This window comes from Providencia sp. PROV080, from assembly GCF_033688105.1.
Lineage (GTDB): Bacteria > Pseudomonadota > Gammaproteobacteria > Enterobacterales > Enterobacteriaceae > Providencia > Providencia zhejiangensis.
Genome location: NZ_CP096346.1, coordinates 3,129,450 through 3,142,630 on the forward strand (window position 1 = coordinate 3,129,450; position 13,181 = coordinate 3,142,630).

Here is a 13,181-nt window from a genome sequence, read left to right on the forward strand (position 1 = left end):
TTATGGATAATCAAGACCCAGTACGCCCAAATCCAGATGAGTTGCTCGTAAAAGCAAATGAAACTGGCCGAGGCAAGCTTAAGATATTTTTCGGCGCCTGTGCAGGCGTCGGAAAAACGTATGCGATGTTACAAGAGGCTCAACGCTTACGCACTCAAGGGTTAGATGTTGTGATTGGCGTTGTCGAAACACATGAACGGGAAGAAACGGCGGCATTACTGGATGGGCTATCTCAACTGCCGCCACGTCGGTTAAACCATCGCGGGCGCCGCATGAGCGCCTTTGATATTGATGCTGCAATTGCAAGGCATCCAGCCATTATTTTAATGGATGAATTGGCATTTAGTAATCCAGCCGGTAGTCGCCATCCTAAACGATGGCAAGATGTGGAAGAACTTCTTGATGCCGGCATTGATGTTTTAACGACAATTAATGTACAACATATTGAAAGTTTAAATGATGTGGTCGGTAGCATCACGGGGATCCGTGTGCGAGAAACCGTGCCCGATCATATTTTCGATGCAGCCGATGAAATTGTCTTAGTCGATCTACCTCCCGATGATCTCCGTCAGCGTCTTAACGAAGGCAAGGTCTATATCCCAGCACAGGCAGAACGCGCTATTGAGCATTTTTTTCGTAAAGGGAATTTAATAGCCCTAAGGGAATTAGCGCTACGTCGCACCGCGGATCGCGTTGACGACCAAATGCGAGAGTTTCGCGATGGTAAAGGACAAGCCCCTGTCTGGCATACGCGCGATGGTCTGTTATTATGCATAGGGCATAATCGTGGCAATGAAAAGCTCGTTCGTGCCGCAGCACGACTCGCTGCAAAATTTGGGTCTGTCTGGCACGCCGTGTATGTTGAAACGCCAAAACTGCATCGGCTTCCAGAGGGGTACCGTAGAGCGATTCTTAAAGCATTACGTTTAGCTCAAGACTTAGGCGCTGAAACAGCAACGTTATCTGACCCTTCTGAAGAAAAAGCGATTTTACGTTACGCACGTGAACATAATCTTGGCAAAATTTTGGTTGGACGGCGCATTAAACGCCGTGGATGGTTAGGCTCACGCACTAGCTTTGCGGATCGATTAGGTGCATTAGGGCCAGATTTGGATTTAATCATCGTTGCACTCGAAGAAAAGAGTGATTGGGTGAAAGAGCCTGAACGGAAACCATTTTCTGAAAAATGGCGTACTGACATTAACGGTTTTTTAGTTGCGATCGCGATATGTGCGCTTATCACTGTATTTTCGCGTACTTTTTTACTGGCGCTCGATAAAGCCAACCTAGTTACCCTGTATTTACTCGGTGTGGTTCTTGTGGCGCTCTTTTATGGACGCAGACCATCCATTTTTGCAGCGCTTATCAATGTCATTAGTTTTGACCTCTTTTTTGTACAGCCCCACTTTTCTCTGGCCATTATGGACATGCAATACTTGGTGACCTTTACCGTAATGCTTATTGTCGGTGTGGTGGTTGGTAATCTCACGGCAGGTATGCGATATCAGGCAAGAATTGCCCGTTATCGAGAGCAACGGACTCGCCACCTGTATGAAATGACGAAAGAATTAAGCCAAGCGCTCACCGAGCAAGATATCGGTAAAGCAGGCTACCATTTTATTAACAATGCCTTTCAGGCGAAAACCTGCTTACTCTTGCCAGATGAAAACAATCAATTAATGCCATTGTTATGTGAAGGCCATAGCGCGATGCAAATTGATCAAGCTATCGCTAAATGGAGTTTTGACAAGCGTCAACCCGCGGGTGCTGGTACCGATACACTACCAAGTGTACCTTATCAACTACAACCCATTACCACGGTCGATCAAACGCTAGCCGTGCTCGCTATCGAACCCAATAATTTGCGCCAACTATTGATCCCTGAACAACAGCGCATGCTACAAACATTTACAGGGTTGATTGCTAGCGCGCTAGCGCGTTTACAATTAGCAAAACAAGCGGAAATCGCAAAACTCAACATTGAGCGCGAGCAGTTGCGAAACTCTTTGTTAGCAGCACTATCCCATGACCTAAAAACACCGTTAACGGTACTGTTTGGCCAAGCAGAAATTTTGACCTTGAACCTTAGCGCAGAAAACTCCCCTTATACGGAGCAAGTTAACCAAATGCGCCAGCAAATACTCAGTACTTCCCGTTTAGTGAATAACTTGTTGGATATGGCAAGACTGCAATCAGGGGGGATACAACCGAATTTTGAGTGGCAATCACTGCAAGAGATCACAGGCAGTGCGATAAGAACCCTTGATTACACATTGCATAGTCATCCTTTATCCATTGAAATCCCAGCTAATTTGCTGCTCTACTGTGATGGTAACTTAATTGAACGAGTATTAATTAACTTATTAGAGAACGCCATCAAATACAGCGAAAAAGATACACCAATGGGGATTTGTGCCAATATAGAGGATAACCAAGTACACATTGAAGTTTGGGATGCCAGTAATGCGATTCCCAATGGGCAAGAAAAAACAATTTTTGATAAGTTTTCTCGAGCACAAAAAGAGTCCGCAATCCCTGGTGTTGGCCTTGGATTAGCGATCTGTCGCGCCATTATTCAATTACATGATGGCACCATTTGGGCTGAAAATAACAAAAAAGGTGGAGCCAGCTTCCATTTTGTTTTACCTTTTAAACAACTTCCTGATATTGAAGAGATAGCTGACTATTGTGAACCCCCATCAAATATTGATCATTGAAGATGAAAAAGAGATTCGTCGCTTTGTCCGATTAGCTTTGGAGGGGGAAGGCTGGAAAGTTTTTGAAGCGGAAAATGGCCATCGTGGGTTAATTGAAGCCGGAACTCGCCAACCAGATTTGCTTATACTGGATCTTGGTTTGCCTGATGGTGATGGCCTAAACCTCATTCGTGACCTACGCCAATGGAGCAGCATCCCAATTATCGTACTATCGGCTCGCGAAGAAGAATCACAAAAAGTCGCCGCATTAGATGCTGGCGCAGATGATTACCTCACTAAACCCTTTGGCATTAGTGAGCTGCTCGCAAGAGTAAGAGTCGCGTTACGCCGCTTCAGCAAAAATCAAGAAAGTTCACTATTTCAATTCGGTGATATCTGTATTGATTTTATTAATCGCATCGTCACTAAACAAAATGAAGAATTGCACCTCACCCCCATTGAGTTTCGCTTACTCAGTGAGCTAGTCGCCAATAGCGGTAAGGTTCTAACCCAACGCCATCTGTTATTGCAGGTTTGGGGGCCAAATTATGTTGAACACAACCACTACTTACGCATTTATATGGGTCACTTACGGCAAAAACTGGAAAATGATCCAGCCCGCCCGATTCATTTGCTCACCGAAACGGGGATTGGCTATCGCTTTATGCCATAGCGATTGCATATCAAACGACGGGTTCTGCCGCATTAATACAGTGGAGCGACAGAACGTTAATTAGCTTCTAAGACTAACACCCCAGACGCCGACGATTCGCCAGAAGATAATGCAACACCGGTTAAACTGGCGGTGACATTAATATTGATTGTTTTTAGGGCATTTAATGCAATACCTGAGCCATTCGCGCTAACATTAATATCATTAAGCGCTATTTTAGCTGCGACACCATTTCCAAAACTTAAATTTCCATTTGTATCTACCTTTGAAGAGATTAATTTCAAGGTATAGTCTCTTGCATTACCGCTAGTACAATTTATGGCTAAGTTTCTATTTTGCTTAGCGCTATTTACATCCAATGCGTTCGATAAAAAGTTAAAGTTTAATAATTGATCATTTAGCGTACAGATACTTTTTTGATTTGGCGGATTAATAATCTCAATTTCCCCGTTACGACTATTTCTACCTAGACCTGCTGAAGCTCTATTTATTGCATCATAACAAGCATAAATAAACTCTACATTAATATTTTCCATAAGTTCTAAATTTAGCGGATCACCAAATGATATCGCTGGAATATTTATTCTATTGTTCATGAGATTTGTTATTGTATTTATTGCTGCTGCCCGAGAGCCCAACCGACCATTACACTCATTAGTTGACAGCCTTTCATAATAGGCCGTGTAATTGCCTCTATTTGGAATATAACCAAAAGCTTCCAAACCAACCCTTACCGATGTAGGAAGACCCGTTCCCGGTCTGTTATAAGTTATAAATGTAATCTGTCCTGTACCACCATTACTGACAACCGCGTTCCTATAAGGCCTAGGACCAAAGTCTACCCGTGAATCAGCGAAAGCATCAAAACTGAGGATTAGTGGGAATATTAAACATAGATTGATCTTGATTTTATGCATTGCCATATATCACTTTTCATGAAGTTATAGAATATTGTGTTGCTGATTTATTACCATTAACTTAAACTATATTAAAAATTCACCTTTAATCTTTTTTTTGATTGATGAAAATAAATATCCTCGCGCATCGCTATCAATATTCTCACCGAGAATAAAATCACCTTAAATAAAGAAAATAACTCACATAATTACTAACACAATCTTAATAATAAATGACAGCCAAGCTAGCGTGTATACCCCTCTATTGTTTTCACTATATAATGCGTTATTTATGAATTGCACGGTTATTTATGAATATATTTTAACTTTTTGAGATTTTTTAAAATTAACTTTACGTAATACGTTTTCTTTTTCATATCATGAATAGTTAATCGTTATAATAAATTAAATAATTATTAATAATATAAAATAGATGACTATCCCTCAATAAATGATAAAAAACACTGTAAAAATTATCAGGCATCACCATCAGAAAATCAACACCACCATTTATACCTATGAAAAAAAACACCGAACAAGGGTTTCTTTTTATATCTTAAATTAATATATAACAATGAGTTATATATTAATCGCCATTTATCGTCTTAATAAGATGGTGATAAACGCTATTTGCTATAAAAAAAACAAAAAAGAACAATATATTAATCCAAAAATAATTATTATTAATAACTCCTCACCTTTTGACACATTTTACTCAACTCTAGCGTATTAACAAGCTATCACAACACATCTTAGCGCTTGGTTATTCTTTTGACACAACAAGGGCAACGTATTGTTATTCCGGTGATAGCCAACTATTCCTGCTGAGAACAAACCGCCCTTGATAAAACATTGCCATCCATTCAATCGCCAATAATAGAATTTGTACAGTAGGAAAAATTTTAAATTCCAATATGGTTCGTACCCGCCTTTTAATATTTCGACAGCCTTACCCCGCGGCTATGGCCTAAATAAATCATCCCGCGGTGCAGCGTTAAGTCAGCAACCTAGATATCCCTTCTTCCAGAAAATCTAAGCTCAAAGAATTCGCTAAATAGCACCGGACACATAGTGCAATGATATCGGTTGGATCTTGGAGCCGTGTGAAGGCTTTTGGGTAAGTAAGATATGATATTTCCGTTCAATGGTGGCCCGCTTACCGTTATTGCGTCTTTCTTAGGCCGTCACCTTTAGCCACAATGGTTCTGAATACCGCACTGCCGATGCGGGATCACATCTACGCTTAAAACTGAGCAGAATACAAAAACGTTTGAAAATCCCTAAACAGTTTATCGATAATATTGCCTCAAAATCATCGTTCACTAGGTGAAGAGTATCAAGTTATCGGTGAAAAAAGTCAGGTGACCTTAGGCAACAATGACCTTCATGATTGCTGAAATGAAAAGATGCCGCCCACAGCGCCTTAATGTATTTTATCGCCATAAAAAAATCTCAGGCTCCATTAAGAGTCTGAGATTTTTATTTGTGGCCTTGACATAGCAGACCATCATCGCATTTCCTTTCGATCATTCGTACCACAGCTAAGTGGTCAGCGAAGTCTGAGGAGGAAATTATTGAGCTTCGATCTTAGCCCAAGTATCGCGCAATCCTACTGTACGGTTAAACACCAACTTATCAGCACTGCTTAAACGATTATCGGCACAGAAATAACCTTCACGTTCAAATTGATATGGCTTATCTGTTGCTGCATCACGTAGACTTGGCTCAACAAAGCCTTGTCGAATCACTAATGACTCTGGATTAATCACCGATAAGAAATCATCTTCAGCAGCAGGATTTGGTACAGTAAACAAGCGGTCATAAAGACGAATTTCAGCCGGTAGTGCATGCGCTGCACTTACCCAATGGATAACGCCTTTCACCTTACGGCCATCTGCTGGGTCTTTATTTAGCGTTTGTGGATCGTAAGTGCAGTAAATCGTTGTAATGTTACCTTCTGCATCTTTTTCAACACGTTCCGCTTTAATGATATAGGCATTACGCAAGCGTACTTCTTTACCTAATACTAAACGCTTATATTGGCGGTTAGCTTCTTCACGGAAATCCGCACGATCGATATACAACTCACGGCTAAATGGCACTTCACGAGTTCCCATCTCCGGTTTATTCGGATGGTTAGGCGCGGTTAAGATCTCTTCACCTTCAGGCATATTTTCAATGACTAAACGAACGGGATCAATTACCGCCATCGCACGTGGTGCATTCTCATTAAGATCATCACGAATACAAGATTCTAGCGCTGCCATTTCAACGTTATTATCTTGTTTAGTTACCCCAATACGCTGACAAAATTCACGGATTGATGCCGCTGTGTATCCTCGGCGACGTAAACCGGAAATAGTCGGCATACGTGGGTCATCCCAACCATCAACTAATTTATCAGTCACCAGCTGGTTCAGCTTACGCTTAGACATTACCGTATATTCAAGGTTTAACCGCGAGAACTCATATTGACGAGGGTGGCAATCAATGGTGATGTTATCGAGCACCCAGTCATACAAGCGACGGTTGTCTTGGAATTCCAATGTACATAACGAGTGTGTAATTCCTTCCAGCGCATCAGAAATACAATGCGTAAAGTCATACATTGGATAAATACACCATTTGTTACCTGACTGGTGGTGCTCCGCAAACTTGATTCGATACAAAACAGGATCGCGCATAACGATAAAAGGTGATGCCATATCGATTTTGGCGCGTAAACATGCTTTACCTTCTTCAAAGCCACCAGCACGCATTTTTTCAAACAGCGCTAAGTTCTCTTCAACACTACGATCGCGGTAAGGGCTATTTTTACCTGGCTCTTTTAATGTGCCACGATATTCTCGAATTTGTTCTGGGCTCAGTTCATCAACATAAGCCAAACCTTTATTGATCAGCTCAATCGCATATTGATATAGAGTATCGAAATAATCAGAAGAATAGTGAACTTTACCGCTCCATTGGAACCCAAGCCACTTAACATCTTCTTGAATTGAATTCACATATTCAACATCTTCTTTGACTGGGTTGGTGTCGTCAAAACGTAAGTTGCACTGACCCTGATAGTCCTGTGCGATACCAAAATTCAGGCAAATTGATTTTGCATGACCAATGTGTAAATAGCCATTCGGTTCAGGTGGGAAACGTGTATGTATCGATGTATGTTTCCCGCTCGCCAGATCTTCATCTATGATCTGACGGATAAAATTGGTTGGGCGAGTCTCTGCCTCATTCATTGTCATCATTCCTCAATGCCAAAAGCGCGTAATAGCAAAATATATTCTACCATAATCTGTCAAGAAACAACCGTTTGATCAAATATGTATAATTAAAGATATATTAGCGGATATTTCTCGTACTCATGATGACTTAACCCAATTAATATTCAAATAATTAAGTTAACAACATGACAGCCAATACTATCAGTAATAGCAGTGGATAGCTTTGCGCATGGCGTTTATCACTCAAATATGGCATGAGTAAATTCGCGAAGCGGATCCCTAACCAAGAGCTGACAATTAAGATTAATGCCCCTTTGACATAAATCATTCCAAGAAACCCATCACCTAGCTCAATATGCTGAGTAAAAGCAAAATAGAGATAAGTGAATGTTCCAGTCACTGCCATCGGTAATGTTAGCGGGTTAGCGAAAGCAGCGGCTTGGATCATACTCGCCCCACGACGGCGCATGAGTGGAACGGTCATCACGCTGCCACCTACCCCTAAAAATGCGGCGACAGCGCCAATCAATAAACCAATAGGTGTATCTGCAACATGGTGCCTATGTGAAGGTGTGATGCCCTCGCGCGATGTCTGCATAAACCCAGGCCTCAAGAAGCAATCTAAAATAGTGATAATAAGATAAATAATAAATAACCAACGGATCCATTCACTATTGACAGAAAGAGCAATAAAGGCACCTAAAACGCCCCCTAAAGAAATGGGGATAATAAATGGACGAATAATGTTCCAGTTTAAATGACCTTTGCGATAATGTGCACTCGTCGAAAGTGAAGCCGAAAAAATCATTACACAAGTTGAGGTCGCTACAGCAATTTGCATTGCCACATCATTCGCCTCATTTTGAGGCCCCCATACCAAGGTAATAAGTGCATAAAGTAGCGGAACGGTAATAAAGCCACCACCAAAACCAAACAAAGCGGTAGTGATCCCTGATATAAAGCCAAAAAGACACAATAATAAAACCACAACTAAATCTCCACACATGATTGTTTTATTATCATATCGAGAAGAATTAAAGCCGACTTACGCAAATCAGACAAACTGCATTGAGATTCCGCCAAATTAACATTGGCCTGTCGATCAAAAAAGGGAGGCGATTGCCTCCCTTTGCTCTGTCAATTATATCTTTGCAAACTCTTATTTTAGTACGTTGTAAATAACGGTTTCGCCTGCCGTTACATTACCACTAGCTAAAATTTCAACACCGGCAAAATCATCAATATTACTGATAATTACTGGGCTAATCATGGATTTTGCATTCGCTTCTAAGAAGGCGATATCCAGCTTCAGAATCGGTGTTCCTGCTTGAACTTCACTACCTTCTTCCACTAAACGAGCACAGCCTTCACCTTTTAGAGCAACGGTATCGATGCCCATGTGAACAATTAACTCAACGCCATTATCTGTTTCAATACAGAATGCATGGTTCGTTTCGAAAATTTTCACAACGGTGCCCGCTACTGGTGCTAACACTTCATCACTAGTCGGTTTGATCGCAATACCATCCCCGACAATACGGCTAGAGAATGCTTCATCAGGCACATCATCAAGAGAATAAACTTCACCACTCACTGGCGCAACCAGTGACAGAATAGTTTCACCTTTCGCCTTTGTTGGCTCAGTTACTTTTGTCGTTTGTGCCGCTGCGGCTGGCGCCGAGCCTGCAATGGCCCCTTTCGCCATCACTTCTTTCATGGCAGATGCAACCAACTCAGCACGGGTACCAACAATAACTTGAACGCTTTGTTTGTTCAGACGAATAACCCCTGACGCACCAAGACGTTTTGCCATCGCATCATTAACAACACTAGAATCTTTCACACTTAAACGAAGACGAGTGATACATGCATCAATACCTGTAATGTTGTCACTTCCCCCCACTGCCGCAACATATTGGCGCGCTTCTTTTTGAATGTCGCTTTCTGAGCTATCGGCTGGGCTTAGATTCTCATCATAGCCATCGATAGTTTCATCACCAGCACTCTCTTCACGGCCCGGTGTCATCAGGTTGAACTTACGGATCATGAAGCGGAAGATAACATAATAGATGCAGAAGAAAACAAGCCCTTGAACAATCAGCATCCACCATTGTAATGCAAGAGGGTTACGTGATTGCAGCAGCATATCGACTAAGCCCGCACTGAAGCCAAATCCTGATAACCACTGCATTGATGCAGAAATAAAGACCGAAATACCGGTTAAGAATGCATGGATAACATACAATACTGGTGCCACAAACATGAATGAGAATTCAAGTGGCTCAGTGATACCCGTAAAGAATGCGGCAAAAGCACCGGCCAGCATGATACCAGCGACTTTCGCTTTATTTTCAGGACGTGCACAATGATAGATCGCTAACGCCGCCCCTGGTAAACCGAACATCATGATCGGGAAGAAACCAGCCTGATAACGCCCCGTAATACCTGGAATTGCCAGACCTTCTTCAATTGACTTAGCACCGCCAAGGAAGTTAGGAATATCGTTAATTCCTGCAACATCAAACCAGAACACTGAGTTCAAGGCATGGTGTAGACCGACTGGAATCAGTAAACGGTTAAAGAAGGCATAAACACCAGCACCCACTGAACCTAAATCTTTGATACTCTCACCAAATGAGACTAGACCATTATAAACTACCGGCCAAACATACATCAGCACAAAAGCAAGGATGATCATTAGGAACGATGTCAAAATCGGGACAAGACGGCGTCCACTAAAGAATGACAATGCTTTTGGTAACTCTACCCCGCTATAACGGTTATATAACTCAGCAGAGAGCACACCAACAAGAATACCGACAAATTGGTTGTTAATCTTATTGAAAGCCGCTGGCACATTTTCAAGCGGAACATTCATAATCATGGAGTAAGACGCCGGTGAACATAATGTTGTTACCACTAAGAAACCGACAAACCCCGTCAGTGCAGCTGCACCATCTTTATCTTTTGACATACCATAAGCGATACCGATAGCAAACAGCACAGACATATTATCAATAATAGCTGCACCTGATTTTATCAGTAACGCTGCGATTGCACTATTGGCACCCCACCCATCTGGGTCAATCCAATAGCCAATACCCATCAGGATCGCGGCGGCAGGTAATACTGCCACAGGCACCATCAATGCCCTACCAATCCGCTGTAAGTAGCTAAGAATATTCACAAACTCCCCCTTTATAGCCCAGTATTGCCCCATTTACGGGATCTTATTGTTCATACACCTTGATAATAGTTTAGGTGATTGAGCGTAGCAATTTCATAGTCTAGTTGAATTCTTTCGCGATACAAAATAAATAGGTGTGATTTGTGATAAATGTCAATGATAAATTTCATTATCCGCCTAAATTAGTGGCTATTATTGAAAACTTATTTTATGATTAAAAATAACTTATCCACTGGATTTAGCTTTATAGCTAATAGAGAATCTGTACTCCCTGAAACATCCTATAGTTAATTAATAAAACTCAGGGACATAGCAACTGGAGAGTAGCGAAAGTGCATATCGGCAACGGAAAACAATCACGGAATTGCAACCTATGCCATGTCGATTAAGCTACGCCAGATAAAAAATATTCAAGATTTCATAGAATTAACAGACTGTTACTAGAGGTAAGTATCATGAGGCTTCTGCCACTAAAAACGGCTCACGCCGTTGGGATTTGGTCTGCACAATATATCGTAGACAAAATCAATGCATTTAACCCAACTACCGAGCGTCCTTTTGTGCTAGGTTTGCCAACCGGTGGAACCCCGCTTGCAACCTACAAAGCGCTTATTGCTCTATATCAAGCTGGCAAAGTGAGCTTTAAGCATGTTGTCACCTTCAATATGGATGAATATGTCGGTATCCCAGAAAATCATCCACAAAGTTATCATACCTTTATGTATGAAAATTTTTTCAATCACATTGATATTCAAAAAGAAAACATCAATTTACTCAATGGTAATGCACCTGATGTTGATGCGGAATGTCAACGTTATGAAGACAAGATCAAATCCTACGGCAAAATTAACCTCTTTATGGGTGGTGTTGGTAACGATGGACACATCGCATTTAACGAACCCGGTTCATCATTAAGCTCTCGTACGCGCATCAAGACGTTAACACCAGAGACTCGTATCGCTAACTCACGCTTCTTTGATAACGATGTGAACCAAGTTCCTAAGTATGCATTAACCGTTGGCGTCGCAACGTTAATGGATGCCGAAGAATTGATGGTATTAGCGACTGGTGCGAATAAAGCAAACGCTGTACAAGCCGCGGTTGAAGGTTCAGTCAACCATTTATGGACCGTCAGTTGTGTACAGATGCACCAAAAAGCACTGATCGTCTGTGATGAGCCAGCGACACTTGAGCTAAAAGTAAAAACGCTAAAATATTTCAGTCAATTAGAATCAGACATTATCGAAGCATTTAATTAATAATCATTCGAACACCCGACTTGTGAAAGCAAGTCGGTGACCCGAAGTTTATCTCTCCAGAAGTCAGGAGCCAAAGACTATGTATGCACTAACTCATTGTATTATATATACCGGTCATGAAAGACTAGATAATCACGCCGTCATCATTGATGGTGCTCTTATTAAAGATATCTGCCCATTAAACCAACTCCCAGCAGGTATCGAGCAACATGATTTACAAGGTGCGATTCTTTCTCCCGGTTTTATTGATCTACAAGTCAATGGCTGCGGTGGTGTCCAATTCAATGACAACAAAGAAAATGTGACACTGAAGCATCTGGAGATAATGCAAAAAGCCAATGAACGTACCGGATGCACAAGCTACCTACCAACGTTAATTACTTGTTCTGATGACCTCATGAAACATGCCATTGAGGTGATGACTGAATATCTAAAAACGCATCATCATCAAGCTCTTGGATTACATCTAGAAGGCCCTTACATCAACGTGATTAAAAAAGGTACTCACAATCCTGAGTTTATTCGTAAACCTTCAGCAGAAATGATAGCGCATTTAGTGGCGCATGCTGATGCGATTACCAAAGTCACTTTAGCGCCTGAAATAGTGGATGAGTCCTATATCCGACAACTCACTGACGCTGGTATTGTGGTTTCAGCGGGCCATTCAAACTCAACCTATGAAGAAGCTCGTCTTGGTTTTAAAGCAGGTATTGGTTTCTCGACCCATTTATTTAATGCAATGCCATATATCTCAGGGAGAGGCCCAGGCTTAGTTGGGGCAATTTATGATACTCCTGAAGTGTATGCTGGCATTATTGCAGATGGTCTTCATGTTCAATGGGCAAATATTCGTAACAGTAAGCGCTTGAAAGGTGATAAATTAGTTTTAGTTACGGACGCTACAGCGCCTGCTGGTATTGATCCACAAACTGGTGAAATGGATCATTTTATCTTCGCAGGCAAAACCATATACTACCGTGATGGATTGTGTGTTGATGAGAACGGAACCCTCAGCGGATCATCACTAACAATGATTGAAGCAGTTAAAAATACGGTAGAACATGTCGGTATCGCATTAGATGAAACATTAAGGATGGCAACACTTTATCCCGCAAGAGCCATTGGTGTCGAATCTAGCTTAGGCTCGATTGCACCGGGTAAGGTTGCAAACTTAACTGCGTTTAACCACGACTTCCAAATCCTATCAACTTATGTCAATGGAGAGGAAGTCTACAAAAAATGAGTA

Annotated in this window: 8 protein-coding genes and 1 pseudogene; 5 read left to right on the forward strand and 4 right to left on the reverse strand. The window is 41.6% G+C overall.

The window, feature by feature from the left end; translation table 11 throughout:
* Positions 1-2 precede the first annotated feature (2 nt).
* Positions 3-2,717 (forward strand): two-component system sensor histidine kinase KdpD, encoded by a 2,715-nt coding sequence (kdpD, locus tag M1F03_RS13895; RefSeq protein ID WP_251464556.1) that lies wholly within the window; start codon positions 3-5, stop codon positions 2,715-2,717.
* Positions 2,689-3,369, forward strand: coding sequence for a two-component system response regulator KdpE (gene kdpE, locus M1F03_RS13900; RefSeq protein ID WP_163862776.1), 681 nt, complete (start codon positions 2,689-2,691; stop codon positions 3,367-3,369). Before kdpD ends, kdpE begins: the two co-directional genes overlap by 29 nt.
* A gap of 56 nt (positions 3,370-3,425) precedes the next feature.
* On the opposite strand, the gene M1F03_RS13905 is transcribed toward kdpE, so the two are convergent.
* Complete coding sequence (locus tag M1F03_RS13905) at positions 3,426-4,292, reverse strand: hypothetical protein (RefSeq protein WP_154622175.1); 867 nt, start codon at positions 4,290-4,292, stop codon at positions 3,426-3,428.
* Positions 4,293-5,508: 1,216 nt separating this feature from the next.
* Here M1F03_RS13905 and M1F03_RS13910 point away from each other — a divergent pair.
* Positions 5,509-5,595 (forward strand): annotated as a pseudogene (locus M1F03_RS13910) (hypothetical protein); the annotation flags it as partial.
* 241 nt (positions 5,596-5,836) lie between these two features.
* On the opposite strand, the gene glnS reads toward M1F03_RS13910, so the two are convergent.
* The 3 genes from glnS to nagE form a co-directional block, all read right to left on the reverse strand.
* Positions 5,837-7,504, reverse strand: a complete 1,668-nt coding sequence (glnS, locus tag M1F03_RS13915) for a glutamine--tRNA ligase (protein ID WP_154624770.1) — start codon at positions 7,502-7,504, stop codon at positions 5,837-5,839.
* A 157-nt stretch (positions 7,505-7,661) separates the two neighbouring features.
* Positions 7,662-8,477 (reverse strand): sulfite exporter TauE/SafE family protein, encoded by an 816-nt coding sequence (locus M1F03_RS13920; RefSeq protein ID WP_163862778.1) that lies wholly within the window; start codon positions 8,475-8,477, stop codon positions 7,662-7,664.
* A 171-nt stretch (positions 8,478-8,648) separates the two neighbouring features.
* Positions 8,649-10,634: an N-acetylglucosamine-specific PTS transporter subunit IIBC gene (gene nagE / locus M1F03_RS13925; RefSeq protein ID WP_231131860.1), complete on the reverse strand. Its 1,986-nt coding sequence runs from the start codon at positions 10,632-10,634 to the stop codon at positions 8,649-8,651.
* A 497-nt stretch (positions 10,635-11,131) separates the two neighbouring features.
* Here nagE and nagB point away from each other — a divergent pair, with 497 nt between their 5' ends.
* Both nagB and nagA read left to right on the forward strand, forming a co-directional pair.
* Entirely contained in the window at positions 11,132-11,935 is an 804-nt protein-coding gene (gene nagB / locus M1F03_RS13930) for a glucosamine-6-phosphate deaminase (protein ID WP_251464557.1), read from the forward strand.
* A gap of 79 nt (positions 11,936-12,014) precedes the next feature.
* Entirely contained in the window at positions 12,015-13,178 is a 1,164-nt protein-coding gene (nagA, locus tag M1F03_RS13935; protein ID WP_154624766.1) for an N-acetylglucosamine-6-phosphate deacetylase, read from the forward strand.
* Positions 13,179-13,181: the final 3 nt, after the last annotated feature.